This window comes from Crateriforma spongiae (assembly GCF_012290005.1).
In the GTDB taxonomy this organism is placed as follows: domain Bacteria; phylum Planctomycetota; class Planctomycetia; order Pirellulales; family Pirellulaceae; genus Crateriforma; species Crateriforma spongiae.
Window position 1 is genome coordinate 1 of sequence record NZ_JAAXMS010000002.1, and the last position, 26,426, is coordinate 26,426.

The window sequence follows — 26,426 nt, forward strand, 5'->3', positions numbered from 1 at the left end:
TGCCGCTTGGAACAGTCATTGGTGTCTTGACGCTTGTCGTTCTCATGCGCCCATCGGTGACTGACGGTTTTGTGTCAAAGAACGCTGAGCCGACTGCTGGTGACGGATGACCATGCGTCGCACCGGAGACGCGGTGGAAAGCTTCTTCGTGACATCAATATCCTCTCCTGCGTCCCTGTGTACGCGACCGTTGTCCGACTGAAATCAAAATGTCGCCATCTTCATGAAATGCCCACAGTGCGAGACTCCACTAAGATTGGTGGCCGCGACGGAGGTCAACAATCAACCACCACGGGCAACGGTACTCCGCCGCTTCCGGATCATTGACCTGCTCGCTGTGACCGCCTTGGTAGCGTTGCACCTCGCTTCACTCCCCGCCGAAGTATCCAAAGGAGGATCGGAGATTGCCGCCTTGCTTTATCTTTCGCCGACGGCGATCACATGCTTGATTCACCTTCGATTGCGCCTGAACATCTCCGCGGCGATCTTCGTGCATTACGTCCTGACTATCGCATGGACGTTCCTGCACGCCGTGGGCCTTCACTACGCTACCAACGCATACAATCCGATGATGCGTTCTGGTCAACGCGTGGAGATGGCCGTTTACTCGAACGCGTGGAACGACACTCTGGAGATGGCTGGATGGGCCATCGCATTTGCTGCTACCTATGGCGTCGTTTGCTACACTGCAGTATCTGCGGCAATCAATTACGGTCCGTGTCCGGCGGGCGCGGGAACTGATAACAGCGGATAAATATCACATGTACCGGAACTGCGTTAGCACGTTTTCACACATGGATCACCAATCGTCCCGACCCGGTGATGCGGGACGTTGCAGACCGATTCCCGTTACGCATCCACCACAAGCCGTGCCCAAGTTCCACTATTCACACTGAAAGGCAATCGAGATGTCCAGCACAACAACCGAGTCTCGCCCATTCGTACCTGATCGCATTGTTGTTAGCCTTGCTCAACTTCTTGCATTTGTTGCTGCAGTTGCAATTTTTCCCATGTCCTTGCTCGCGACAATAAGATTTGCATCCTCGCCGTTTGAGGTCTTTATTGGCGTCGTTCTCGGTGGCGTACTTGCTTCTGTGATGGTAATCATTGGCATGGTCACGCCTTCGGCGATGGATATTCGACGGCCATGACAAGGCTTGATCGACACGTCGCAGGACGCTTCTGGCTACCGGGAAACATTTAAGGGGACGGGGGTCTTTTCGGTCTACGTGCTGCATTGGTGGTGCAACGGGCGACAACTCTGAGTCGCTTTGGCTCTAGCCGCGGGCCGATCTGTTTCGACGACGCCATCCAAAACTGGCGTCTTGCATTGCGGGTTGAAGCATTCCGTGCAGATCGCCAACGATGGATCGGGTCGCCGCTTACCCAGAGCGACAGGCGACGATGTTGGCCCGTATTGGCAGCAGTCGCAGAACACGGCTTGCCGGATCCCCATGACCCAGGGGCGATGAAAACGGACGTTGTCGCTACGTTCGGTCAATTAACCGGTGCGTTAACGTTTGGCGTCCGCCGAAGTAGCATCCTGCGGATCGCTGCTTGACGGCGCGTCATCGATCAACATCCGAATCGGGGGCGATTCCAAATCATCGAACTGCCCGCCACGGATACAGCGCACACAGGCCCAAAGAGCCGTGGCCCCCATGGCAATCGCGACCGGTAAGGCAATGAACAGGACACTCATTGGGGACAGACCTCGTTGTTCGTTTCGTCGGACTTGCGCTGCGACAAAGTCATTGCGATCACCGAAAGGGAACTGAGCGGCATCAACAATGCGGCCAACAATGGGGTCACAAGACCGGCCATGGACAGAGCCACCGCCAGAAGGTTATAGCCGATCGAAACGGCGAAGTTGCGGCGGATGCTATGACGAGTTTTCTGGGATCCATCCATCAATCGGACCACTCCCATCAACGAACCATCGCCGATCATGACGGGTGCGGCCGTCAGGCTTGCCGAAGCACCACCACGTAAGGCAACGCCGACATCGGCCGCGGCCAAGGCGACCGCATCATTCAACCCATCGCCGACCATGACAACGGGGCCGTATCGCTTGGCCGATTCCACCGCCGCCAACTTGTCTTCGGGCAATAGACCGCCCAAAGCCTTTTCGTTGGCGATGCTGAGCGTGCTGGCAACGCGAGCCACGGTGGCGGCATCATCGCCTGACAGAATCCCGACCTGCCACCCCAAACGCTGCAACTTGGCCAACACGGCGGGCGATTCCTGGCGGATCTGATCGGCAATCCCCATCACGGCAACGATGTCGCCGTCGCGTGCGACAAAGATCGGCGTGCTACCGCTGGATTCAATTTCGTCGACAAAACCTTGCAATGAATGCCCGTTTGGAAACTGCACCAAGCGACGATTTCCAATCATGTAGTCGTGTGATCCATCCCGTGCGGTGACGCCAAGTCCCGGACGATGGTTCACGTGTGCAATGAAACCATCGATGGATTCATCGGTTTCTATCGCCCCCGGTCGCCCACGTTGAACCGCCGCGGCAATCGGATGGTGCACGTGACGCTGAATCGCCCGTACGGCGTTCCAGTCACGATCGCTTCCGTACCAATGAGTCACTTTCATTCGCCCCTCGGTCAGCGTGCCGGTTTTATCGAAGAAGATGGTCCCCGGCTTCGCCAAGCGTTCCAAACAGTCACCCGCACGCACTAAGACCTTCTGCTTTGCCAAGCGGCCGACGGCCACCGCGACGGCCAACGGCGTGGCCAGTGCCAACGCACAAGGGCAGGCTACGATCAATAGTGCAACGACATTCGACACCGCTTGTGTGGAATCATGCATCACCCAGTAAACCCCGGTGATCATCGCCAGCATCAAAACGATGATGACGAACCATCCACCGATACGATTGGCCAACTGGACGATTGGTGTTCGTGCGGCGGCGGCATCGGCGACGGCATCGGTGATGGCCGCCAGTCGCGTGTCGCCGCCCACCGCGGTGGCTTGAATCGTCAACGCCCCTTGGACGTTTTCCGTTCCCGCTTCGACGTGATCGCCTTCATCGACGGGAACCGGGACGGATTCACCGGTCAACAGTGAACGATCCAAGGTCGATGTCCCTTGGACGACCTGACCATCCACGGGAACGCTTTCACCCGCGTCGACACGAACACGATCGCCCACCATCACTTCGCTTAGCGGCACACGTTGCGCGACGCCATCAGGGTCAATGCGATTGACGGCCACCGGGGACATCCGAATCAGGCCGGCGACCTCGTCCCCGGCGCGGCGCTGCTGTCGTGACTGGAGCCACCGGCCCGCCAACAAGAAAAAAACCAAACAGGCAATGCTGTCGAAATAGACATCGCGTTGGGAATCAAAAAGCCCATGCAAGCTTGCCAACAAACCGGCCGCCAAACCGACGGCCACCGGCAAATCCATGTGTGGCGTTCGGGTCCGCAACGAAGCCCAGGCGCTTTGGAAAAACACACGACCGGGAAAAATAACTGCGACCACGCCAAGGCCGACGCCGGCGAATCGCAAGATTTGTTGATGGCTATCGGCGATCCCCGTAAAGCTTCCCGCATACAACGCGATCGCAACCCACATTGCGTTGGCGGCACAAAACCCGGCCACCGCAAGATCGATCAACTGGCCATGACTTTCGCGCAGGTTGCGGTCGTCATCCCCATCGGAAAGCGGGGACAGGTGATACCCCAGTTTGGAAACCCGGTCGGCAATGTGGGACAGTTTCTGGCAACTGGGATCGAAAACTATTTCGATGGTCTGTTGATGATAGTTGACGCCCGAGCGAACCCAGCCGGGCACACGTTCCGGTGCACGTTCCAGCAGCCACACACAGGCGGCACAGTGCAAACCGTCGACCGCCAGTTTGCACTTCAACAGGGGAACTTGGTCATCGGAATCAACCACCAATGGCGCCGATCGTCCCATCAGCCGCGGATCATCCAGATCCGAGTAGTCGACCGATTCCGGTTCCCACGGAGCGTCACCGTCGACATCACGCAGTTCGTAATACTGGTCCAGTCCCCAGCTTTGGATCAGCTCGTACGCCCCCTGACAACCGTGGCAACAAAAGACATTGCCGTTTGCATCAGCCGGCCGTCGCGTCGTAAGGCCACAGTGGATGCATTGACTGTCGGCCGAAGCATCGCGGTCCGCGGCACCGGTCGCATCGCCTGATTGCGAAATGATCGTCGACATTGCGTCGTTGACCTTCAAGGCTCAGGGTGACAACACGGCAGCGGTTCGTCGTTGGTGGCGGACCAGACTTCCTGGGCACTGGGCTGGTCACCCAATCGCGGCGGTTGCATCGACGCCAAGTCCGCCGAAGCGCGACCGGTGGCGGTATACAGACCGGTCAGCACCAACAAGACCGCTGCAAGCATCGGCATGACCACGCGAGACCGATTCATCAGCGTTCCGGCCCCGACAACCACGGCGGTCAGTGCGGGCAAGGTACCGATCCAGAATGCCGTCATCGTCGCCATCGCGCCGGGAACCGTGCCGGCGCCCGCAGCCATCAGCACGAATAAATACAGCCAACCACAAGGCAGCCACGTCGTCAAAAGGCCGCCCAGATACGCTTTGCCGATCGGGCCACGCGATGCCAAAACCGGCTTGGCCTTTGAAAGCAGACCGGCAATTTTCGATGGTTTGATTTCCCGAGTGCCGGTCAATCGGTTGCGAGGAAGCAAACCGAAAATTCGCCACAACCCCATGCCGATCAATAACATCCCGGCCAACTTGGACGCCAGCATTTGGAATCCCGCGACATCACCACCGATCGTGATTGCGGACCCCAAAAGCCCCGCCATCAGTCCGGCGGACAGGTACGTCGTCAAACGTCCCAGATGATAAGCCACCAGTGCCGTACCTCGGCTGCGGCCATCGGTCGCCCAGATCGCCAGTGGGCCACACATCCCGACGCAATGCAAACTGCCCAAGACACTGGCCAAAACGGTTGCCGCCAGGAAAGCCGTCATGACGATTGCTCCGACGATGCCGGCCCTTGCAACAAGACTTGCCGCGATTCGACGTACCGTGCGCCGCTGTCATCGGTGACATCGATTTCGACTTGCCACCAACCGCCACGATCCACGCATTCGGTGAACGCCAACGGGCTGTCTGCCGTCATCGATTCATCCAGGGAAAACTGCAGCACATCCCCGGCGCGGGCGTGATGGTAAATCGACACCGTACCGGTTTGGATGGCCACCGGTTGGTCGTCTGCATCCAACAACTTCAACATCAGCCCGTTTCCGGACTGGCCCGCGGGAATCTCAGCGACCGTGAAGGTCCAGCCCAGTTTTTCCGATGTACGTTTTCGCTCCGCCTGTTTGTCCCAATCCAGCGCTTTTTGATAGTAGTCCGGGACCACCGCCACCGAACGATCGCCGGTGGCCAGAAAGATCGCCACGACCCCCAGGGCGACCTGCAGCGTCAACAAAGCGACGACCATTGATCCCCAACGCCACGCTGCTTTCGAATTGGCGTCATTTTTCACCATTGCAATCCACCTGTTCGCTTTCTCAGCGAGGTCCGAGCAGTTTTGTCGTCACGGTGCGTTGATTGCCCGCACCGTCGGTGATTTCGATTTCACCGTCGCACTGGCCCGCCGGTCCAAACTTGGACGGAGGCACTTGTATCGTCAGCGGGATCAATTCCGTTTGACCGGGGTCCAGGTTGGCGCCGGAATTTTCTTGCTGCACCAACAAGGCTCCTTCGGGCCGAACGATTTGGAACTCATAGTCTTGATTGTCTTCGCTTCGATTCCACAGACGCAAGCGGAAGTTGTTCACGATCTGGCCGTTGGCACCCCTTTGAAAGGGATTGCCCGCCGACCGGATCAATCGCGCGTCGAACGCAAACTTCGTTGACAACACCACGAAGAAGATCGACAGCACGGCGACCAACGCCGCCGGGTACAACACCGTTCGCATCCGCAGAAACCGCAGCGGATTGCCCGCCATGGCGTCCTGGGAACTGTAGCGGATCAACCCCTTGGGCAAACCAACGCGGTCCATCACGTCATCGCAGGCATCAATACACTGGGTGCAATTGATGCATTCCATCTGCAAGCCGTCACGAATATCAATGCCCGTTGGGCACACCACCACACACTGATTGCAATCCACACAATCGCCGGCACTACGTTCGGCGATCGGCAGACTGACATCACGCTTACCCTTCTTTCTCGGTTCGCCACGAGTTTCGTCATACGCGACGATCAAGCTGTGCCGATCCAACATCACCGATTGGAAACGTCCATAGGGACAGGCGATCAGACACATCTGTTCGCGAAAGAACAGAAAGTCGAACAGCATCAACCCCGTGGTCCCGAACATGACAACAAAAGCGATCGGATGCTGAAACGGGCTGCTTTGCATCCACTGTGCCAGACGTTCGGTACCAACAAAGTACGCCAGGAAGGTGTGGGCCAACGCCATACACAAAACAAGGTAAACCAGAAACCGCAGCACCGCCCGGATACCGGTCACCTTTCGCTTGGGCTTTCCGCCACGTCCCAAGGTGCCTTCAAAAAAACGATCAATCGGTCGGAACACATACTCCATGTAGACCGTTTGCGGACATCCCCATCCGCACCAAACGCGTCCTGTCAAAGCGGTCAACAAGACGATCGTGATCAGAATGGACACCAACAGCAACGCCAACAACACCGTGTCGGTTGGCAAAAACGTGTGTCCGGCCAGCACGAACTTACGTGCGGGAATGTCCAACAAGATCAGCGGCCGTCCGTTGATCCGTAAATGCGGCAACGCCACGAAAACGACGATCAAAACATAAGCCAAAATCTGTCGTCGACGCCACCATTGCCCCTTGGCCAACTTGGGACGCAGCCATCGACGTGACCCGTCGCCCTCCAACGTGCTTAGCACATGTTCGGGCGCTTCCAACATTGGGGACGGGGCGTTCATGACTGTGTCTTACGACGAATATCAGATTTTCAAAACTTCGTTGATCGCCAACCGCATGCATTCGGAATCATTGCACGGTCGTTTACCGGCGACCTATCACTTACCGGCGACCTTAAGGTGATTGCTATTGGGCGTCGGGTTCCGCCGGCGGATCTGGCCAGGGCGCGATCACGTTTCCTTCGGGCGCTTTAGGATTCGCCGCTTCGGTCCCACGCATGCTGGCCACATAACTGGCGGCAAGCACCAGTTCGTTTGTACTTAAACGATTTTTCCATGCCGGCATTGCACCAGCGGCGGCACCGTTTTGCAGCACACCAATGATGTCTTCAATCTCACGGACGTTCTTATAATGATCATCCGTCAGATTCGGGCCGACCAAACCGCCACCATCGGCGCCATGGCATGACTGACAATTCGTTTTGAAGACGACCTTACCGACCTGCAGCCAGTTGGGCTTGTACAGGAATTTCACCACGGTCTCACGATCCGCTTTCAATTCACCGATCTCGGCAAACTGAAGCTGCAAGTTCTTTGCGAGATCACGGTCATAGGAGGCCGCACGCGTCCGACTTTCCACACCACTGTGGAAATAGAAAAAGTAGGGCGGCGAAAACAACATCGTTCCGACGAACAACCACTTCCACCAACCCGGCAACGGGTTATCGAATTCCTGGATGCCGTCGTAACTATGACCGGTCAACGGATCGTCCGGCACCGCGCCAGCATCGGGCGTCTCGGGGGTCACACTACTCATCACGAGGATCCTTCACTTGATCGGAAAGTGGAATCGAAGCAAACCGGTCGGCCGACTTGCGTGACAGACGCAGCACGGCGAAGACCATCATTGCGAAGGCGACGACAAACATTGCCAACGCGATCTCGGCGCAGTCGCTGTAGTCGACCGATCGAATCACGTCTTTCAACATGGCGATGAACTGGGGGGATGGGGCTAGGAGATAAAGTGAAAGTGTCAAACCGGCCGCCACCGCCCGAATATCTCGCCCGCCACCGAAAGGACAGGCGGGCATGCAACCCAAGGAAGCATCGCAATGGGGCAGGGCGGCAAGCATCGTTGACAGGATCAGCCGGTGGCATCGGATTGCGGATCCGCTTGGCCGGCGGCGACTTCGGGAATCGCATCGACGTCTTCGGGGACTTCGCCCGGAGCGGGGCCATCGGTCTCCGCCGAATCATCCGCTTCTGGCGTCGCAAAAATGTCGGTGCCGATTCGCTGCAGATAGGCGATCAACGCGACGGCTTGTGTGTCATACGTCATCAATTCGCCGCGTTTGATCGGGCCGCCCTGCGAAACGATGTCCGCGGCCACCAATTCGGCTTGTTTGCGTGCAATCTCCGGAGCGTTGGTCAGCTCTTCATCGTACTGGGCACCCAACATGTGGGCCGCCCAAACACGATCGGTGATCTTGTCGAAATCGATGGCCGTATCCAGCAAGTGCACGTACGACGGCATCACGGACGCCTCGTTGACACTTTGTGGGTCTTCCAAATGCAACCAGTGCCAAAGATTACTTTGCTTGCCGCCTTCGCGTGCCAAGTCGGGTCCGATCCGGCGACTGCCCCATTGGAACGGGTGGTCGTAAACGAATTCGCCCGGCTTGCTGTACTCGCCATAGCGTTTGGTTTCCGCAACCATCGGGCGGATCATTTGCGAATGACAGTTGTAACAGCCTTCGGAAACGAAGATGTCGCGTCCGGCCAACTCCAGCGGCGTGTAAGGCTGAACGGTGGCGATCGTCGGAACGTTGCTGCGGATCAAGAACGTCGGAATGATTTCGAACAAACTGGCGATCACAACGGCCAGGGTGACCAAGATGGTGAACCGAACCGGCAATCGTTCCCAACGGCGGTGCCAACCCATTCGGCTCCATGTGTCCAATTTCTTGGCGGCTTCCAGCATCGGAGCGTCTTTGATCGCTTCGCTGACCTCGGCCGGCTCGCGATAGTCCGCTTGCTTGGCCAAACGCGGTGCCTGATAGACCGGCACCTCATAGGTCGACGGACGGGACAACCAAGTCATGAAGTAGTTGACGACCATTAGCACGACGCCGGCGACGAACAAGGCCCCGCCGACCACACGCAGCCACCACATCGGGGCGATCGATGAAATGGTTTCGACAAAGTCGGGGTAAACCAGTTGGCCGGTTTCGTCCATGGCACGCCACATCAGACCTTGGGTCAGACCGGCAATGTAGATCGGCACGATGTACATCAAGATTCCGATCGTCGAAATCCAGAAGTGCAGCGTGGCCGCTTTGACACTCCACAACTTGGTTTGGAACAACCGCGGGGCCAGCCAGTACAACATACCGAAGGTCATCATGCCGTTCCAACCAAGTGCACCGGAGTGCACGTGGGCGATGGTCCAGTCGGTGTAGTGGCTGAGCGCGTTGACGCTTTTCACGCTTAGCATGGGACCTTCGAAGGTCGACATTCCGTAGAACGTCACTCCGACGACGAAGAACTTCAGCACCGGGTCAACGGCGACCTTCTGCCAAGCACCACGCAGGGTCAGCAGGCCGTTGATCATTCCGCCCCAAGACGGCATCCACAGCATGACGCTGAACAACATCCCCAGGGACGATGCCCATTCGGGCAGTGCGGTGTAGTGCAAGTGGTGCGGGCCTGCCCAAATGTAGATGAACACCAACGACCAAAAGTGAAGGATGGACAGCTTGTAGCTGAACACCGGACGATTGGCCGCCTTGGGCAAGAAGTAATACATCAGGCCCAAAAACGGAGTGGTCAAGAAGAACGCCACCGCGTTGTGCCCGTACCACCACTGCATGAATGCGTCTTGGACGCCCGCGTAAACGCTATAGCTTTTGAAAGCCGCGATCGGCACGACCAAGTTGTTGAAGACGTGCAAAACGGTCACGGTGACGATGGTTGCGATATAAAACCACAACGCCACGTACAAGTGCCGTTCGCGACGTTTGATCAACGTCATGAAAAAGTTGACACCGAAAAAGCCCAGCCACACCACGGCAATCGCCAAGTCGATCGGCCATTCCAATTCGGCGTACTCGCGACTTTGCGTGATGCCCAGTGGCAACGTTACCGCCGCCGCGACGATGATCAGTTGCCAACCCCAAAAATGCAGACGACTGAGCACGTCGCTCCACATGCGTGCCTTGCACAGTCGCTGGGTGCTGTAGTAGATCGCCGCGAAAATCCCGTTGCCCGCAAAGGCAAAGATGGCCGCGTTGGTGTGCAGCGGTCGCAGACGACCAAAGGTCAGCCATTCCAGGCCGACAAAGGCCTTGGGCAAAACCAGCAACAAGGCAACGACCAAACCGGCGATCGTCGCGATCAATCCCCAAACGATGGTCGCGACGGCAAACTTGCGGGAAATATCGTCATCGTACGAAAACGATTCGATGTGCTCCGACGCACGCCCGGCGGATGTCTGGCCAGATTCAAACGGACCGGATGGGTCGCTCGGGTCTAGACTGGTCTCTGCGGTGGCCACCAAGTGATCCTCGACGAAGGGGACAATAGCAAGACAAAGGTTGATATCCAGTGTGGGAAAGCGTCCTTGAGACGACTTGCCCGACGCGCCAAATTGACGCACGCAGTGGGCAATCAGGAAAGAATCCCAACGTCCGTTGCGATGATGGCGATAGTGTAACGATGTGACGTGACGACTTCACCACAGTCTGTACTGTTATCTGCGATAGACGCAGCGGATTCACCCTCAAAACGAAAGTCAAATTGTCGCACCCCGCGGCATTTCGGCGCCTTTCGATGCGACAAATCGAACGTCCTGACTTTACCATCGTGTTGTCAGCCGATTCCTGACAAACCAGACCGACCGAGACAACATGGCGCGCCCGGCCGCAATCTTTCAATCTTCGGTAACGCCACTGGACCGTATTCGCAGCGGCGGCAAAATCCTTGCCGGCGTGGTCTTCATCGGCGTGCTGGGCTATCGGTACCTGGGAGGATACGGATGGTCCGATGCCGTTTGGATGGTCGTGATCACAATCAGCACGGTCGGCTATGGCGAGCACAGTCAATCCGACGCGTTGGTGAAATGGTTCACCGTCTTGGTGATTGTGTTCGGAATGACCGCATCGGTTTACACGTTCGGCGGTCTGTTTTCGATGATACTGGAGGGCGAACTTGATCGCGTGATAGGACGCCAGCGAATGAATCGTGAAATCGCCAAACTGAACGGACATGTCATCGTTTGCGGCTACGGTCGGATGGGCCAACATCTGGTCGACGGTCTACGCCATGCTTCGCGATCGATGGTCATCATTGACATCGACGAAGAAGCCATTGCCGCCGCCAGCGAAGCGGGTCTTTTGACCCTGCACGGCGACGCGACCAACGACGACCTGTTGACGATGGCGGGGATCGCCAAGGCGGAAACACTGGTGATCACATTGCCCGATGACGCGGACAATGTTTTCATCACATTGACCGGCCGCGGTTTGAATTCCAAATTCACCATCATCGCCCGCGCCGAGCAGGTCACCACCGAAAAGAAACTTCGCCAGGCGGGTGCCGATCGCGTGGTCATGCCGACGATCGTCGGCGCCAAACAGATGACGCGTCTGGTCGCCCGGCCGTCGACAGCCGATTTGATCGACGTGGTCACCGAGTCCAGTTTCAAAGACATCGATTTGGACGAAGTCCTGATACCAACGGGCAGCCCCATGTGTGGAAGGACCATTCGATCGATCGTTACGCTTCAGTCCCGCAACCTGTTGATCGTCGGAATCCAACGTGACGGTGCGGCCCTAAAGTTCAATCCCAACGGCGACGACCAGATCCACAGCGGTGAAACGCTTTTGATCCTGGGACACCCCGATAACATCCTGGCGTTTCGCCGGGACATCGCCGATTGACGCGACGCGGGATCGGTCGCGAAGACGCATCGCCGGCGGGCGAACAGGGCAGGGGACCGGCGCGATCGAATCTGGTATCCTTCGCGCAGCCTGGTTGTTCCGCCATCGCCATCCCCACGGCAGCGGACGGATCGAATTCGCGTGCCTCCTGTGCAAAAGCCGATATGGGACTGCTGATCTTTTACCTGTTCTTTGCGATCGGGTGCTCTTTCTATTGTTCGGTGGCCGAAGCCGTACTGCTGTCGATCACCCCGTCGTTCATTGCGACGCTGGGCCAGCAGAAACCAAAGGCCGCCAAACGCCTGGAAGATCTTAAAGACAATATTGATCGCCCGCTGGCGGCCATCCTCAGCCTGAACACCATTGCCCACACCATCGGTGCGGCCGGCGTGGGTGCCGAAGTGGTCCGGCTTTACGGGGACCAGTACCTGGCAGCCGCCAGCGCAGTGATGACGCTGTTGATCCTGGTGTTAAGCGAAATCATTCCCAAGACGATCGGGGCCCTGTACTGGCGGACGCTCGGGCCGATCGTGGCCACCAGCGTCCGCTGGCTGATTTGGATCCTGTATCCGCTGGTTTGGATGAGCGAGCGTTTGACACGGCTGCTTTCCGGCGGCAAGTCCCACCACACGCTGACTCGCGAAGAACTGTCAGCGATGGCCAAAATCGGTGCAAAACAAGGCGTTCTGGAAGCCAACGAACACCGCATTTTTGATTCGATGATTCGGTTTCCCCGCGTGACGGCACAAGAGGTCATGACGCCCCGCGCCGTGGTCCTAGCGGTCAGCGAATCGTCGACCGTGGCCGAAGCACTGGCCCTGGAATCGATCCTGTCGGTCTCTCGAATTCCCGTCTACGAAGGCACATTGGACCACGTGTCCGGATTCGTTTTGAAAGACGACCTGCTGTTGGCCCAGGCACGCGGCCAAGACACCGACCCAATCACCACTTATCGCCGTCCGCTGCTGACGGTTCGTGATGAAGTCCGGTTGCCACGCCTGCTGGACCAGTTGCTGCAGGGACGCCATCACATCGCCATCGTGGTCGATCAGTACGGCAGTGTCGTCGGCCTGGTCACGCTGGAAGACATCGTCGAAACTTTGCTGGACCTGGAAATCATCGACGAGCATGACCGCGAGGTGGACATGCAAAAACTGGCACGCCGTCGCTGGGAAAAACGCTTGAGCCAGAAAGAAAGCCAGGGCACGGCCGTGGTCCAGCCCAACATCGCAGAAACCGATGAAGACGCCGCCGGCCACGAAAACACGCCGGACGCATAGCTCTCCCCAACGGCACCGATCAGGGCCAGCGCTCAGATCGCTTCCGGACCGCGTTCGCCGGTTCGGATCCGGACACAATCGTCCATCGGCAAGACAAAGATTTTGCCGTCACCGATTTCACCGGTTTCGCTGGATCGCCCCCCGGCCAAAATTGCATCGACCGTCGGCTGAACAAAGTCTTCGTTGACGGCGATTTGCAGCTGGACTTTCCGCACCAGACTGACACCACCGGTCGACGGGCGGATCGCTGAGGTTTGACCTTTCTGGCGACCGAACCCCTGACAATCGACCACCGTCAATCGGTGCACTTCCACGTTGGTCAACGCTTCTTTGACGGCATCCAGTTTGGTCGGCTGGATGATGGCAATGATCAGTTTCACGTTCGATCAGGTCGTCGGAGAACAGGTCGTCGGAATGCACACCGGGCCGTTCGGATGCTGCCAATCAATGCCGAGACGGCTCGGACAATCGACCTCGGCTGGGCACAGGCCAGTCAATGGGCACGGGTGAAACAGTGGAAACCAGCGGGCATGGATCGGCAAGGGGACCGGGGGACCAAGCCATTCTTCCGGACCTTGCGATTCAAACTTACAAGCGTTGCTTTGATTCGCCGCAGTGCATGGGCCGTGAACACGCACGTCGGTCCCAACCGCGACGGATTCTCGGCAATGCCACCGGAAAGTTTTGGCCCGCCGACGCGATCGGTCCAGCCAACAGCAACAGTCGCCCCGGAAACGCGGATCATCCGTGCATAAAAAAAGCCCGGCCTAGCGAGCCGAGCATGAAAAAACCCCGACCCGCATCGGATGAGGCGGACATCCGATGCGGGAAACCGGGGCCCTTCTGGCCCAGGCAAGAGCCGAGAAGTTCAAGCGAAACGTGTGGCCAAGGCCGTCACGTCTCGATGTTCAGCAAAACGGTTCGGTCGGAACCCGAACACTTATCAATTCCGTTGCACTTCGCGTGCGATAGAGCCCAACCGGGTGCCCCGCCGCCGTCGAATTCGAATCGACCGGCGACGGGACGCGGTGGGTAGCTCCCATTATTCGCCTAGCCCTAGGCGATCGCCCCGCCGGCGACCGCATCGGACGGATAAGCGTGCATGCCGTGCTCGGAGATATCCAAGCCAGCTTGTTCTTCCTCAGGGCTGACTCGCAGCATCCCGATGGCTTTCAAAACACCGAAGACAACCGACATGGTGACGAAGGCCCAAACACAGATCACGACGGTCGCGATGACTTGAACCGTGATGAATCCGCCGCGGGTCATGTCGTCGGCCGGGATGTCGCCGAAGATGCCGGTGGCGATTCCGCCCCAGACACCGCACAGACCGTGAACCGGCCATGCACCGACGGGATCGTCGATCTTCAGCTTGTCCAGCAGGACGATACCCAAGACGACCAGGGCACCACCGATGCCGCCGATCACCAGAGCTTCGAACTGGCCGACGCGGTCACAGTTGGCCGTGATCGCCACCAAACCACCCAAAACGCCGTTCAACGCCATCGTCAGGTCGGGCTTGCCGAACAATCCCCAGCCCAAGATCATCGCCAACACTGCACCGGCCGAAGCCGCGATCGTGGTGGTCAGAGCGATGTAAGTGGTCGCTTCGGCGTTCATTGCACCGCTGTAGGTCAACTGGCTGCCGGGGTTGAATCCGTACCATCCGATCCACAGGATGAAGACGCCCAAAGCGGCGAACGCGATGTTGTGTCCGGGGATCGGAATACTCTTTCCGTCGGCACTGTAGCGGCCCAAACGCGGCCCCAAGAAAATTGCACCTGCCAGGCCGGCGAAGCCGCCGACCGCGTGCACCACGACGCTTCCGGCAAAGTCTTGGAAGCCCATGGCATCCAGGAAACCACCGCCCCACTTCCAGGCACCACTGATCGGATAGATCAAGCCCGTCAGAATCGCACTGTAAACCAAGTAGGCACCGAACTTCATCCGCCCGGCAACCGAACCCGAAACGATCGTTGCGGCCGTCGCGGCGAAAGCAACCTGGAACAGGAAGTCAGCCGAGTTACTAGCGTAGGCACCATCGCTGTAGGTCGGTGCGGCGGCCCAAACTTCGGCACCGTCGACTTCTTCGACCTGGGCGTCACGGCTGATGAACGCCGACGGCGATCCCAGATAACCGTCCGCGATCCAGCTGCCCGGGTACATCAAGGAGTACCCAATGAACAGGTAAAGAAGAACGCCGACCGAGAGGTCCATAACGTTCTTGGCCAAAATGTTGACCGTGTTCTTGGCACTGTTCATCCCGACTTCGACCATGGCGAAGCCGGCCTGCATGAACAACACCAACACGGCACACACGAACATGATCAACGTATTGATCGTGTAATCGTTCGCATCGTCGTAGCTGAGGGCCGACACCTCATCACCGGCGTTCCAACCCGCCGGCGCTGAATCGGCGTCGCCGCCTGCGTCAGCTGCGTCGGCCTCCATGACCGAAGCGGCATCCTCCTGAGCCGAAGCAACTGTCGCAAGCGGCGCACCGACCCCCAACATCCCCACGAGGAGAGCGATCACGAGCCAATTGGCTCCAAACATGTTTCTCATCAAATCTCGCCTTCAACACATGATGTGAATTGGTTGAAGCGAGCGGCACGAGTGAAGCCTTACGCTCGCTTCGAAAACAAAACGGATGAGCGAATCTCCGTCGATCCACACCGTCGGCCCCTGCCCGGGCCATCCATCGAATCGCTCGAAAGCCGACGACGGAAGTATCTTCTGATCAACGCTCGACGGTTCTGCTTGGCACGTTGCGAGCCACTGGGGTGTGCCAAATCAAAAAACGAATCACAAGTCACTGAAGGCAAAGCACTTAGGTTTTTGAATTTTTTCTAAAGACCGTCCGAACAGCCCTCAGGAGCCTCCCCTCACTGCCCAAGCAACAGGCAGCACCGCCCGCCCCGACGCCTAAAAAGCATGCACACCGGCACCGGCGGCCTGTGACATCTATTTGGACCCGCAAATCGCGGACTTTGCACTAATCGCTCCGAAGGGAAAAACGGACACCACAAACACAGAGCTGCTTAAGAAGTTGGCGGTCGGCCGCATCACCGGCTGGTCCTGACAAGCGGTGACGACGGACTTGATGGGCGCGTCCAGGCTGCCCCCCAACCGCCCGTCGGGCGAGACGATATGGCTCGGGGCCCCTGAACCCCACAAAAAAAGCCACCGTCCAGATCCGGAGATCTGGACGGTGGCCTGATTCATTCGATCGTTGCCGGTTCCAACCGGGCGAACAATTCTCGGGCAAGTCACCCGAGTGTCGGCAGCTTAGAACAAGAAGATCGTGTCGATGCCGAAGGTGAATTGATCGTCATCGCTGTTTTCCAGGATGTCGGTCGGATCGCCATCGACCCAGTCCCAACGAATTTCCGGACGAACCAGAACGTTGGCGTGCGGCTTGTAATTCACACCGCTGGTCAAGGCATAGATGTCGTTGTCGGTGTTGAACACGCCGGCGTCGGCTTGGTACCACTCGAAACGAGTTCCCACGGCCCAGCAGTCGCTGAGGGTGTAGATCAGGTACTGGTTGATGCCGAAGGTGTCACGAACGGTCGCGCCGTCGATGTCTTCGGTGTCCAACAAGTCCGACTGGAAGATGTACTGCAGATTGTCGCTGACCGCGTAGTCGGCGACGATCGAGTGCATGTATCCGTTTTCGCCACGACCGACGACACCATCGACAACGCGGTTGATGTTGCCATCGCCGAAACGTCCGCCAACGGTGGCGTAGGTGACCGTCAGGCTATCGGTCAGCCCGACCGAAACGCCGCCCAAGAAGGCATCACCATTGTCTTCGAAACCACTGTCCCAGCCCAAGACGTATCCGCCCATCACGCTGACGTGATCGCCGACGTTGTAGGTCGCCAGTGCACCGGTGTGGGTGAACGGCTCGCTGTTGTACATCGTGTACGCGTGGCTGTAGAAGAAGTTGTCAGGGGCGGTAACGACTTCCCATCCGATGATGGTGTAGAAGTGACCGGCCTTGACCGACAAATCGCCGTAGCCAGCTTCGACGTACAGCTGGGGCATGGCGTGACCGTAATCGGTCCCGTTGTCCCAGTCGTTGTCCCAGTGATTGTTGGAGATGCCGAACGCTTGGGTGTCTTGCGAGTCGGTACCGTAGACGTAATCGATGCGACCACCGATGTCGAAACCGTCGGAGGTATCGATCGCCTTTTCAGCGTACAACCAAGCTTGGTGCAGCTGATATTCGTCCGGCCGACTGTTGAACAGCGGCAAAGCGGCGGTGTGGTAGCCCATTTGGACCCAACCACCGATGCTGAACCCTTCGTATTCACCGAACAGGGTGAAGGGATCGCCAAGATCGCATTCGCCACCGAGGCATCCACCGCCCAGGCCACAGCCGCTATCGCATCCGCTGTCACAGCCGTATGAAGGCAGTCCATCACAGCCGCCCATGTCGCAAGCCGACATGTCGACGTCACAGCCGGTTTCACAGTGTCCGACTTGTTGAACACCATTGTCTTGGTAGTAACCAGATTGCACTCCGGCGGCCGATGCGGTTGTTCCACAACAAATCGCGGCCAAGAGAGCGAGTTTGCTCAATTTCATCCGTTGGACTCCCCATCCATGTGTTTGGCAGCACGCAAAACAATCCGCATCAGGAAACCGATTCCTGGCCGCGGAATTCATCGCAACAACTGCCGGCCGCATTCCAGGACGTCGTGTCCTGTTTCACGGCGGGCCAGACCGGCGTCTTTCGTGTGGTCTCCACCTGAAAGAATCAACGTGATTCCTCAGCCACCGAATCGACGCCGGCGAATTTCCTAAGGAGCGTATCGACCGGGAAATTCGTCAAAGTTCATCGCAGTGTTGGAACTGGTGCGAACGATTTGTCCTTCACGGCCGGAATTTGGCAAGCTGTGCCGGTTAAGCGAAGTTTCCCTCGGCCCGATCGCGGATGCCGATCGCCCCGATCCATCGGCGCATAAAAAAACCGCGTGTCACCGGAGATGGATGACACGCGGTCGAAGATATCGGTCAGAGCTTTCTGTCGTTCCGGCCCGAGTTGCCTGATGGTCGGATCAGCAGGAATTCGTCGTGTGGAGAAGACGTTGAAGCTTCCTCCAGGCAGTTCAGTTGACAGCGACAAGACGCCGGGGCGGATGGGGAGTTTCACCGGTGGCGTTGCTTGCCACCGAACTCCTCGCGGCCGGACGCCCGGGCCGAAGACACCTGTGAAGGGTGGTTCGCCCGGGCCAAAGCCCACATTCCGTACACCTAGCCTCTGTATCTATGCCACTGGGGCCTAGAACAGGAAGATCGTGTCCATACCGAAGGTGAACTGGTCGTCGTCATCGTTCTCCAGAATTCCGGTCGGATCGCCATCAACCCAGTCCCAGCGGACTTCGGGACGAATGATCACGTTGGCATTCGGCTTGTAGTTGATGCCGCTGGTCCAAGCGTAGACGTCGTTGTCGGTGTTGAACACGCCGGCGTCCGCTTGGTACCACTCGAAACGAGTTCCCAGAGCCCAGCAGTCGTTGATCGAGTAGATCAGGTACTGGTTGATGCCGAAGGTGTCACGAACGGTCGCGCCGTCGATGTCTTCGGTGTCCAACAGGTCCGACTGGAAGATGTACTGCAGATTGTCGCTGACCGCGTAGTCGGCGACGATCGAGTGCATGTATCCGTTTTCGCCACGACCGACCGTTGCTGGCGGTCCGGGATCGACGCGGTTGATGTTGCCATCACCGAAACGTCCGCCAACGGTCGCGTAGGTGACCGTCAGGTTGTCGGTCAGACCGGCCGAAATCCCGCCCAAGAAGGCATCGCCGTTGTCTTCGAAACCGCTGTCCCAGCCCAAGACGTATCCGCCGTAGAAGGTCAGGTCATCGGTCGCGTTGTACGTCGCCAGTGCACCGGTGTGGGTGAACGGCTCGCTGTTGTACATCGTGTACGCGTGGCTGTAGAAGAAGTTGTCAGGGGCGGTAACGACTTCCCATCCGATGATGGTGTAGAAGTGACCGGCCTTGACCGACAAATCGCCGTAGCCAGCTTCAACGTACAACTGGGGCAGGGCGTGCCCGTAATCGGCACCGTTGTCCCAGCCGTTATCCCAGTGATCGTTGGCGATACCAAACGCTTGGGTGTCTTGCGAATCGGTACCGTAGATGTAATCGATGCGACCACCGATATCGAAACCACACGAGGTGTCGATCGCCTTTTCGGCGTACAACCAAGCTTGGTGCAGCTGAACTTCATCGGGACGGCTGTTGAACAGCGGCAGGGCAGCCGTGTGGTAGCCCATTTGCAACCATCCGCCGACCGAAATTCCGCCGTACTCGCCGAACAGCGTGAACGGATCGTCGTGGCAGCAGTCGCCACAAAGTCCCAGTCCGCCCAGGTTGCAGCCCAGCGAATCGCAGCCGCTGTCACATCCGCTGTCGCAACCCAGGTCGCATCCGACCGGTTCGCAACCACAGGTGATTTCGCCGCAAGGATCACAGCTGTCGCAGCTGTCGCTGAAGCAACCGACTTGAGCAATCGTGCCGTTGCCGGCCATAGCTTGCCCGGCAGTCAGGCCACAGGCCAACGCCGCCAGCATTGCAAGTTTAGAAAGTTTCATTAGTTCCGAACTCCCCATTCGTGAAACGTAGTGGTCGCAGGGCACCTTCCGTGGCACCGGGTTCTGATCGCTCGATCGATCCCCGTTGGACCCTTCACGCCCAGCTTTACGGGAAAGCCGTCGCGTCGGTCCGCGAGACAGTTGTCTCTTCGGCCAGCGGCCTGAATCACAAAGGCTGTCGGATGTGGTCCGTGACCTCGTTCGTCCGACATCGATGCAATTCTTTCCGCACCCTAACGTCAGGAATCCGTATCGACCTCCGACCGGACGCTTCAGGGATTTGTTCGAAAACTGAGCGATGATTTGGCACCGGGCGGTTCGTTCAGTACGAGCTCCGTTGACCTTGCCGATTGATCCGATTTCATCGGTTTTTCCGAGCAGCCCCAGTCTGTTTCGGGGATCGATCGACCACACCACTCCCCCTTCCTGTCGCTCCGCCTTTCGGTGATTTCGTCGTTCGGGCAAACTGTTTGCCCTAGTATGCCGTTTGATCCCCAATTTGATGCCCGAGTGATCGACCATGGCCTTTTGGCGTTCCGAAAAGAAATCCGACAAGGAATCTTCCCAGCCGACCTCGTCCACCGACGACGGTGGATCGGGAGGATTGCTGTCTCGAATGCGGGGCGGGCTGCAAAAAACACGTCGCGTCCTGAACACGGACATCCGCGACCTGTTCAAAAGCGAAGGCAGCCTGGTCGACGACGCCTTGCTGGAACAGCTTTTCGCCCGACTGGTCCGCACCGACATGGGCGGAGGCCCGGCGGCCAAGATCCGCGATGAAATCGCCAAACAGTACCGCGGACGTGTCGTTCAACTGGACGAAATCCTGCAGACCATTGCCGACCAGACTCGGCAGATGCTGGAACAAGAACACACCGACATTCAAACCGCCGACCAACCGCCCACCGTGATCCTGGTCGTCGGCGTCAACGGAAGCGGAAAAACCACTTCCATCGGTAAACTTGCCAATCACTTTCACCAATCGGGCAAGAAGGTCGTCTTGGGAGCCGGCGATACATTCCGCGCCGCAGCGGTCGAGCAATTGGTGATCTGGTCCCAGCGAATCGGATGCGACATCGTTACCGGCAAACCCCAAGCCGATCCGGCCAGTGTCGCCTATCAAACCGTCCAGCAGGCCGTCGAAACCAACGCCGACATCGCCATCATCGATACGGCCGGTCGCCTGCAGACCCAAAGCAATCTGATGCAGGAACTGCAGAAGATTCGTACCGTGATCGGAAAGAAACTGGAAACCGCACCGCACGAGGTCTTGTTGGTGCTTGATGCGACCGCCGGTCAAAACGCGATCAGCCAAGCCAAAGGCTTCAGCGAAGCGGCCGGATGCACTGGCATCGTCCTGGCAAAGTTGGATGGTTCCGCCAAAGGCGGCGTGGTCCTGCCGATCCGCGAACAGTTCGGATTGCCGGTAAAGTTCGTCGGACTTGGGGAAGGCATCGACGATTTGGTGAAGTTCGACCCGGCGGCGTTCGCCGAAGGCTTGTTCAGCTGATCCGTTCAATGGCGGGCGAAGGGACGCCTGAAAACACGATCTTGATTTCTTTGACGCTTATCCATCGGCGACTCTTTCATCATGCTTCACCTGCAATCCGAATCGGCAAAGCGTTGGTTGGCCCAAGTCGACCAATCGCTAGACGAGATTTTGATCGATCATGCCCACTGTGAACGCAAAGCCGCCTCGACGGCGATGAACTTGATGAACGCGTACACGGACAATCGGCCGCTGTGCGTGGAGATGACTCGCATCGTCGAAGAAGAACTCGAACACTTTCATATGGTGTTGGACGTCCTGGATGCTCGAGGCATCCCGTTTCGCCGACTGGCGTCGGGCCCTTACGGCCGCAAGCTGAACCAATTGGTCCGTCCCAGTGAACCGCTGCGTGCGGTCGATCGTTTGCTGGTCGCTTCGCTAATCGAGGCGCGTAGTTGCGAACGGTTCCGCTTGCTGGCTGACCATGTTCGGCAGCGTGACAGCGAATTGGCCGACTTTTACGCCGGCCTGTTTGAAAGCGAAGCCCGGCATCACACCACCTACGTGCAAATCGCCGAGCATTTCCAACCTCGCGACGATGTCCGCCAGCGGTTGGACGAATTATCGGCCCAAGAAGCCGAGATCATCGCCGGCGGCTGCGACCTGCCACGAATGCACAGCTGACGCGCGCGACCCCATTGCTGAATCCAGCGGACTGACACATCGCCAGCACAACGGATCCATCACCGATGTCCGATGGACGTCCGACCAAATGTCCATCCCATAGCCGGACACCCTTTGTTGGGTAGTGCGGAATGTCCACGCAAGCGATGTGTGGTGTTTCACATGATATCGCTTGAGATCCATCGACCCGCCAGCACGGATCGCCGGACGCATGCCCGGACTACGTTTCACGATCCAACCTCAGCTTTGATGAATCCGTGAAAAGGATCCGTTGAACCGACACGCCAATGACTTTGGCGGCGCGACGCCGTACCGTTGATGTGCCGGACGATCCGACGCGAATCGGTATCGTCTTTTTGTCGAACAACATCAACCAACGCTTCAGGGACACCGAAGCGTTTTCGTCGATGGAAGTTGACCAAGCATTCGCTGCGTATCCAAGGCAAATCATCGCCGCGTCCCGTGCCGCGGTGGTGTTTGATCAGTGAATCGCATCGTCGACATCCATGACCAACCGGAGGATCCGGTTTCCTATTTTTCAGACCACCCGGTCCGTGCGAAAAATGGAGTACCGCATCATGCCATCGGTTTCCCCGTCCACTTTGCCGCCATCGTTTGGATCATTGTCCGCGATCGCATTGGTCACCTTGCTTTCACCAGGCTGGCTTCCGATCGACGTCGTCGACGCATCGGACACCCGCCCCGTCCAGTTTGACCTGCACCCGGTCGTCGCCGCGCACACCGTCGACCCAAACGATGCATCGGTCGTACAGATTCAGCTGAAAGTATCGTCGATCGTCCCGTCGATTCATGATCGCCCGATGGACCAATGGACGCTGCGGTTGATCCCACGAAACGACCGGTTGGTCGTCCGAGACTATTCACCGCAAACATCCGGTGCCAGTCATCTGGATGGATCGATCGACGTCAAAGTGACCGAGGAAGACAGCGAATCATTCGGTCTTGCCAGCGTGGTCAGCTATGGCCCGGCCAGCGCTGATGCGGGCGTGGACAACATCAACAAGACGATCGAATCACGATCGTTTCGGGAACTTCCTCAACTGCGTGCGATCACCGCGGCGGGAACCATTCGACACGGGCGCGGCGTTTACTACCAGTTGCGTCATGACCGCCAACAGATCTTGGAAGGTGAAAAGTGCTTCACCGTGACGTACCAGGTACCGAACGATTGGCAGGCCGGACTATTCGACGTCTTCATCGAAGCCAAACGTCAAACGCGTCCGTTTGGTCGATTCGAAACGGTCGAAAGAACCGTTGCGGCGCAGCACTTTACCGTCGCCGCATATCGGCCCGACAATCAAGTTGCAAAGGAATGGGCATACGATTTGTTCCATGCCGAAGCTGAACTTCGCAATGCCACCACGCAATGGCAACAGATGCGTAATCAAAGCGGCGGCTTCCCCGCGATGCTGCAAAGCCTGGCATCCACCATGGATCATCTAGCCAACGCGTCCGATGGTGCACGTCATCACGATCGCGACCAGTGGCTGGAGGGACTATTGCAAGCCGACGTCGACCCCTACACCAATCCCGCCGTGCGTCGATTGCCCGTCGATTTGCGTGTGTTGGCAATCGCCTACTGCGACAAACGCGACGAACTGTCGGCCATTGAAACGCAGCCCGTCGACACCCCTTCGTCACAAGCTGAGCGTCTGGTGTCCAATCGAACCGACGGGGCATCCGACCGAGGGAACTGATACCGGTGTCGTCGATTCAGTTGTTGCTGAAACCGAGCGCAAAGCTCAATTCACGTCCCAGCGGGTTTCGACGGAATTGCTCGTAACAATCGCCGCACAGATCAAAGCTCTCGCGATGGCCGGTGGCGTTGTCATCACCGCAATCACACGGAGGTGCCGTTTCCAAGATCTCGTTCAATTCCGAAAGATGGTCGACTTCGTCGCACAGCGGTGCGAACGACTCTTCACGAACAGGTTTGATCTCCAGCTGGACCACAAACCGAACGTCGTCAATGGAATCAATTTCTCGTTTGCATCGATCGCACGTGTAATGAATCATCGATGGCAGGTCCAACCGTGGGAATGAAAAGTTGGCGTCTGGGGCACGCCGGAAATGAAATCTCGGTGAATCCTATGATTTCATATTAGTAGCAGCACAACGGCGATCGCAAGTCAGTTCGTGTGTTTCTGGAAGTAGCATTTTTGTGTCTTGACACCACCTTAGCGATTCGTTTTAGCGTCGAGAGGTTGGGGCGTCAGTTCGATCAACATGCCCGGCAGGAAGTTCTCCTCCAGATCGTCCAGACTTCGTTCATCCAAAATCTTGAAGTCGATCCCGCGATCCGTCGACTGTTCGCGCAACCGTTTTATGGCTGACACGTTTCCATAGACGACAAGGCAACGTCCGCCAGGGCGCAATCGCTTGGGCAAACCTTGCAACAGAGAATCCATCAGTGCGAACCCCGGATCATAAAACGCATGATCCAGATCTTCATGAATGGTTCCGTCTTCCCAAGGCGGGTTCGACAAAATCACATCGAATGCTTCGTCATCACGAAGGACGTCAAAAGCCCCTTGCGACGATTTGGGCACCAATCGCAGTTGCAAATTTTTTTCCGTCTCCAGCATGGCCGCGTTGTATCTCGCATTGGCGATGGCCGCCGGATTGACGTCGGTCGCCAGCACAGAATCAGCGCCATTTTGCAAACAGACGATCGCCAACAACCCGGTGCCGGTGCCGATTTCCAGCACGTCGCGACCGTTGACCAAGTTGTCGTCGATGATCATTCGCCGCAGCGAAATCGTGTCATCGGGTTCCCAAAACACGTTTTCAAATTGGACGATATCGCCGAACGCGACGTCGTCGATTTCCCAAACTTGGCGGACGACGTGATCGGTATCCAAATCCTTTCGATTCGGCCGACATCCCGTCGCAATCAGAACGAACGCGATGAAGACGGGTGCGATCCAATTGGTCGCGACGGCAAACCGAAAAAACGAACAAGCGAGGCGTGGCATACGGTGCAATCGGACGGGTCACGATCTATCGGTCACACGGGTCGCAGCCATCCGACGCAGGGATGATGCGACCGCTGAAACGTTCCCGATAGTTTATCGGACCCGGAAGGCGAGCGTATGCCGGCGGGATTCCTAGCGAACGCGACACTTGAATCGCAGGATTGCGGATTCGCCGACGGCAAGTTCGTCGCGAATGGTCCAAATCAGTTGTGCCGATTCGACATCGTTTTGCACGACTTCGAAGTCCGCTTCACAACTGGCCGATTGGCTGCCGTCGATGTAGGCCAAGCGAGTCGTCAAATTGTCGGTCACCGTCACATGGCTGACCGGACCGTCACCGACGTTGTCGACACGAAGTGCGAATTCAACGATGTCGCCGGGTTGGGCGTGATGCTTGTCGGCAAACTTGCCGATCACCAAACGGCCATCGCCAAAGTCGTACTCGGTGAAGCCACGCGGCGTTTGCGAACGGTTCAGCACCGGGGGCTTCAAGTCCTGGACAGCGACTTCCACCGATTCTTCGATGGACCAAGCGATCGCGGCTGTCGCGGCTTGTTCCAGCAAAGCCAAATCTGCGTCACGCAGTTCGGTCAGATCCAACACACGAATGTTGGCCAAGACGGCAAACACGTCGGCGGTCAAGATCGGTTGCAACACCGCATCGACAGGAACACCACGGTTGCGGTCACGCATTGCGTCGATCCGCCGAGCCGTGTCGGCCATGCCGATTTCCGTGGTATCGGTAACGACCAAACCGGGTTGATCCAAGTTCATCCGTTCCGGCCCCACGGGTTGGGCGACGCCTACCGCGCCGGTAACCCGTCCACCTGCCGATGCACCGGTCACCCGCCGCACCGAGGCGAAACGTGGTGCGTACAAACAAACACGATTGCTTTCGGCGAATTCAATTTGTCCGTGACGGTTCGTGAAGTGCACGACCGTGTCTTCGGGGTCCAAGGCCGCAATCGTGTCGTCTTGACGAAGGAACGCTTTGGCGTTGGCGTCACCGCCATCGCATAAGAATTCTTGAGGATCGATTCCATAGGCGTTGTACATCGCCGGCGGCGCGGTATATCCGTGCGGCTGGCAAACGGTGCATGCGTTGTTTCCACACTCGGTGCAGGCTTGGCCTGTCGCACAAGCGTTGCATTGTCCGCAGGGCTGCCCCAGTGTCGACTGGCATTCATCCATTGGCAAATCGGTCAGCGAAGCCGTGTATCCGACCTGTCGCACGTCGGCCGCCGTTTGACGTTGATTCGTGGGCGCCGAAGCAGCCATTCCGGTGGTAGCCGTCGCCATCGTGTTCGTTGCCGGCGTGTTCGTTTCCGGCGCATTTGCAACGGGTGTACCGGGCTGACCCGATGATTGAGCTTCCGTTTCAGTTGCCGGCGAAAACACCCGCATGTTTTGGGGCAGGGCACAGCCGGTGGTCGCACAAGCAACAGCGCCACAGGCAATCCAACGCATCCATCGCCGCATCGTGATGGCGTGGGACGTCAATCGGCCGGGGACGCTAAACCGTTCGTTGGCAGAATCGTTCATCGTCGGAAGCTTC

General features: G+C 57.8%; 23 protein-coding genes. 8 read left to right on the plus strand and 15 right to left on the minus strand.

All coding sequences use genetic code 11. The features are described from left to right. The first annotated feature begins 259 nt into the window (after window positions 1-259). Both HFP54_RS04200 and HFP54_RS04205 read left to right on the plus strand, forming a co-directional pair. Window positions 260-754, plus strand: coding sequence for a hypothetical protein (locus tag HFP54_RS04200; RefSeq protein WP_145302484.1), 495 nt, complete (start codon window positions 260-262; stop codon window positions 752-754). A 154-nt stretch (window positions 755-908) separates the two neighbouring features. After that, complete coding sequence (locus HFP54_RS04205; protein WP_168564215.1) at window positions 909-1,151, plus strand: hypothetical protein; 243 nt, start codon at window positions 909-911, stop codon at window positions 1,149-1,151. A 362-nt stretch (window positions 1,152-1,513) separates the two neighbouring features. Here the strand turns inward: HFP54_RS04205 and ccoS are convergent, their stop codons facing one another. From ccoS to ccoN, 8 genes are all read right to left on the minus strand, one after another. Next, window positions 1,514-1,702, minus strand: coding sequence for a cbb3-type cytochrome oxidase assembly protein CcoS (ccoS, locus tag HFP54_RS04210; protein WP_145302493.1), 189 nt, complete (start codon window positions 1,700-1,702; stop codon window positions 1,514-1,516). Further along, window positions 1,699-4,203 (minus strand): heavy metal translocating P-type ATPase, encoded by a 2,505-nt coding sequence (locus tag HFP54_RS04215; protein WP_168564216.1) that lies wholly within the window; start codon window positions 4,201-4,203, stop codon window positions 1,699-1,701. Before HFP54_RS04215 ends, ccoS begins: the two co-directional genes overlap by 4 nt. A 14-nt stretch (window positions 4,204-4,217) precedes the next feature. Continuing rightward, a complete protein-coding gene (locus tag HFP54_RS04220; protein ID WP_168564217.1) occupies window positions 4,218-4,985 on the minus strand; it encodes a sulfite exporter TauE/SafE family protein in 768 nt (255 codons plus the stop codon). After that, a complete protein-coding gene (locus tag HFP54_RS04225; RefSeq protein ID WP_168564218.1) occupies window positions 4,982-5,509 on the minus strand; it encodes a FixH family protein in 528 nt (175 codons plus the stop codon). The genes HFP54_RS04220 and HFP54_RS04225 overlap by 4 nt, the downstream gene beginning before the upstream one ends. 22 nt (window positions 5,510-5,531) lie before the next feature. Next, window positions 5,532-6,938 carry a cytochrome c oxidase accessory protein CcoG gene (gene ccoG / locus HFP54_RS04230; RefSeq protein ID WP_168564219.1) on the minus strand — a complete coding sequence of 469 codons (1,407 nt, stop codon included), beginning with the start codon at window positions 6,936-6,938 and terminating at the stop codon, window positions 5,532-5,534. A gap of 124 nt (window positions 6,939-7,062) precedes the next feature. Continuing rightward, window positions 7,063-7,692, minus strand: a complete 630-nt coding sequence (locus tag HFP54_RS04235) for a cbb3-type cytochrome c oxidase N-terminal domain-containing protein (RefSeq protein ID WP_146411149.1) — start codon at window positions 7,690-7,692, stop codon at window positions 7,063-7,065. Beyond that, window positions 7,685-7,864 carry a hypothetical protein gene (locus HFP54_RS04240; RefSeq protein ID WP_145302511.1) on the minus strand — a complete coding sequence of 60 codons (180 nt, stop codon included), beginning with the start codon at window positions 7,862-7,864 and terminating at the stop codon, window positions 7,685-7,687. Before HFP54_RS04240 ends, HFP54_RS04235 begins: the two co-directional genes overlap by 8 nt. Before the next feature lie 155 nt (window positions 7,865-8,019). Next, a complete protein-coding gene (ccoN, locus tag HFP54_RS04245; protein WP_315853843.1) occupies window positions 8,020-10,428 on the minus strand; it encodes a cytochrome-c oxidase, cbb3-type subunit I in 2,409 nt (802 codons plus the stop codon). Between the two features lie 352 nt (window positions 10,429-10,780). On the opposite strand from ccoN, the gene HFP54_RS04250 reads away from it, so the two are divergent. Further along, window positions 10,781-11,812 carry a potassium channel family protein gene (locus HFP54_RS04250; RefSeq protein WP_146411146.1) on the plus strand — a complete coding sequence of 344 codons (1,032 nt, stop codon included), beginning with the start codon at window positions 10,781-10,783 and terminating at the stop codon, window positions 11,810-11,812. A 164-nt stretch (window positions 11,813-11,976) separates the two neighbouring features. Continuing rightward, entirely contained in the window at window positions 11,977-13,092 is a 1,116-nt protein-coding gene (locus tag HFP54_RS04255; RefSeq protein WP_168564220.1) for a hemolysin family protein, read from the plus strand. A 32-nt stretch (window positions 13,093-13,124) separates the two neighbouring features. On the opposite strand, the gene HFP54_RS04260 is transcribed toward HFP54_RS04255, so the two are convergent. The 4 genes from HFP54_RS04260 to HFP54_RS04275 form a co-directional block, all read right to left on the minus strand. Continuing rightward, window positions 13,125-13,472 carry a P-II family nitrogen regulator gene (locus HFP54_RS04260; RefSeq protein WP_145302519.1) on the minus strand — a complete coding sequence of 116 codons (348 nt, stop codon included), beginning with the start codon at window positions 13,470-13,472 and terminating at the stop codon, window positions 13,125-13,127. A 676-nt stretch (window positions 13,473-14,148) separates the two neighbouring features. Further along, window positions 14,149-15,606 (minus strand): ammonium transporter, encoded by a 1,458-nt coding sequence (locus HFP54_RS04265; RefSeq protein WP_146414187.1) that lies wholly within the window; start codon window positions 15,604-15,606, stop codon window positions 14,149-14,151. 774 nt (window positions 15,607-16,380) lie between these two features. Then, window positions 16,381-17,547, minus strand: coding sequence for a porin (locus tag HFP54_RS04270; RefSeq protein WP_390656845.1), 1,167 nt, complete (start codon window positions 17,545-17,547; stop codon window positions 16,381-16,383). 835 nt (window positions 17,548-18,382) lie between these two features. Continuing rightward, the gene (locus HFP54_RS04275) at window positions 18,383-19,681 is read right to left on the minus strand and encodes a porin (protein WP_390656847.1); all 1,299 of its coding nucleotides are present in this window, start codon (window positions 19,679-19,681) and stop codon (window positions 18,383-18,385) included. A 637-nt stretch (window positions 19,682-20,318) separates the two neighbouring features. On the opposite strand from HFP54_RS04275, the gene ftsY reads away from it, so the two are divergent. The 4 genes from ftsY to HFP54_RS04295 all read left to right on the plus strand — a co-directional run bounded on the left by ftsY (window position 20,319) and on the right by HFP54_RS04295 (window position 23,593). Continuing rightward, entirely contained in the window at window positions 20,319-21,212 is an 894-nt protein-coding gene (gene ftsY / locus HFP54_RS04280; RefSeq protein ID WP_390656849.1) for a signal recognition particle-docking protein FtsY, read from the plus strand. Window positions 21,213-21,293: 81 nt separating this feature from the next. Then, window positions 21,294-21,875 (plus strand): MiaE family protein, encoded by a 582-nt coding sequence (locus HFP54_RS04285; RefSeq protein ID WP_146411130.1) that lies wholly within the window; start codon window positions 21,294-21,296, stop codon window positions 21,873-21,875. Between the two features lie 287 nt (window positions 21,876-22,162). Beyond that, window positions 22,163-22,363, plus strand: a complete 201-nt coding sequence (locus HFP54_RS04290) for a hypothetical protein (protein WP_168564224.1) — start codon at window positions 22,163-22,165, stop codon at window positions 22,361-22,363. A 90-nt stretch (window positions 22,364-22,453) separates the two neighbouring features. Then, on the plus strand, window positions 22,454-23,593 hold the full coding sequence (locus tag HFP54_RS04295) for a hypothetical protein (RefSeq protein ID WP_168564225.1): 1,140 nt from the start codon (window positions 22,454-22,456) through the stop codon (window positions 23,591-23,593). Window positions 23,594-23,609: 16 nt separating this feature from the next. Here HFP54_RS04295 and HFP54_RS04300 read toward each other — a convergent pair whose 3' ends face one another. The 3 genes from HFP54_RS04300 to HFP54_RS04310 form a co-directional block, all read right to left on the minus strand. Continuing rightward, window positions 23,610-23,912 (minus strand): hypothetical protein, encoded by a 303-nt coding sequence (locus HFP54_RS04300; RefSeq protein WP_146411121.1) that lies wholly within the window; start codon window positions 23,910-23,912, stop codon window positions 23,610-23,612. A 161-nt stretch (window positions 23,913-24,073) separates the two neighbouring features. Continuing rightward, on the minus strand, window positions 24,074-24,871 hold the full coding sequence (locus HFP54_RS04305; protein ID WP_146411118.1) for a 50S ribosomal protein L11 methyltransferase: 798 nt from the start codon (window positions 24,869-24,871) through the stop codon (window positions 24,074-24,076). 132 nt (window positions 24,872-25,003) lie between these two features. Continuing rightward, entirely contained in the window at window positions 25,004-26,413 is a 1,410-nt protein-coding gene (locus HFP54_RS04310) for a DUF11 domain-containing protein (protein WP_168564226.1), read from the minus strand. Window positions 26,414-26,426 lie beyond the last annotated feature (13 nt).

Coding starts and splice junctions, on each gene's coding strand:
- HFP54_RS04205 (WP_168564215.1), top strand. CDS start 909: ATGTCCAGCACAACAACCGAGTCTCGCCCATTCGTACCTGATCGCATT.
- ccoS (WP_145302493.1), bottom strand. CDS start 1,702: ATGAGTGTCCTGTTCATTGCCTTACCGGTCGCGATTGCCATGGGGGCC.
- HFP54_RS04215 (WP_168564216.1), bottom strand. CDS start 4,203: ATGTCGACGATCATTTCGCAATCAGGCGATGCGACCGGTGCCGCGGAC.
- HFP54_RS04220 (WP_168564217.1), bottom strand. CDS start 4,985: ATGACGGCTTTCCTGGCGGCAACCGTTTTGGCCAGTGTCTTGGGCAGT.
- HFP54_RS04225 (WP_168564218.1), bottom strand. CDS start 5,509: ATGGTGAAAAATGACGCCAATTCGAAAGCAGCGTGGCGTTGGGGATCA.
- ccoG (WP_168564219.1), bottom strand. CDS start 6,938: ATGAACGCCCCGTCCCCAATGTTGGAAGCGCCCGAACATGTGCTAAGC.
- HFP54_RS04235 (WP_146411149.1), bottom strand. CDS start 7,692: ATGAGTAGTGTGACCCCCGAGACGCCCGATGCTGGCGCGGTGCCGGAC.
- HFP54_RS04240 (WP_145302511.1), bottom strand. CDS start 7,864: ATGTTGAAAGACGTGATTCGATCGGTCGACTACAGCGACTGCGCCGAG.
- HFP54_RS04250 (WP_146411146.1), top strand. CDS start 10,781: ATGGCGCGCCCGGCCGCAATCTTTCAATCTTCGGTAACGCCACTGGAC.
- HFP54_RS04255 (WP_168564220.1), top strand. CDS start 11,977: ATGGGACTGCTGATCTTTTACCTGTTCTTTGCGATCGGGTGCTCTTTC.
- HFP54_RS04265 (WP_146414187.1), bottom strand. CDS start 15,606: ATGTTGGGGGTCGGTGCGCCGCTTGCGACAGTTGCTTCGGCTCAGGAG.
- HFP54_RS04270 (WP_390656845.1), bottom strand. CDS start 17,547: ATGTCGGCTTGCGACATGGGCGGCTGTGATGGACTGCCTTCATACGGC.
- HFP54_RS04275 (WP_390656847.1), bottom strand. CDS start 19,681: ATGCTGGCGGCGTTGGCCTGTGGCCTGACTGCCGGGCAAGCTATGGCC.
- ftsY (WP_390656849.1), top strand. CDS start 20,319: ATGCGGGGCGGGCTGCAAAAAACACGTCGCGTCCTGAACACGGACATC.
- HFP54_RS04285 (WP_146411130.1), top strand. CDS start 21,294: ATGCTTCACCTGCAATCCGAATCGGCAAAGCGTTGGTTGGCCCAAGTC.
- HFP54_RS04290 (WP_168564224.1), top strand. CDS start 22,163: ATGACTTTGGCGGCGCGACGCCGTACCGTTGATGTGCCGGACGATCCG.
- HFP54_RS04295 (WP_168564225.1), top strand. CDS start 22,454: ATGCCATCGGTTTCCCCGTCCACTTTGCCGCCATCGTTTGGATCATTG.
- HFP54_RS04300 (WP_146411121.1), bottom strand. CDS start 23,912: ATGATTCATTACACGTGCGATCGATGCAAACGAGAAATTGATTCCATT.
- HFP54_RS04305 (WP_146411118.1), bottom strand. CDS start 24,871: ATGCCACGCCTCGCTTGTTCGTTTTTTCGGTTTGCCGTCGCGACCAAT.
- HFP54_RS04310 (WP_168564226.1), bottom strand. CDS start 26,413: ATGAACGATTCTGCCAACGAACGGTTTAGCGTCCCCGGCCGATTGACG.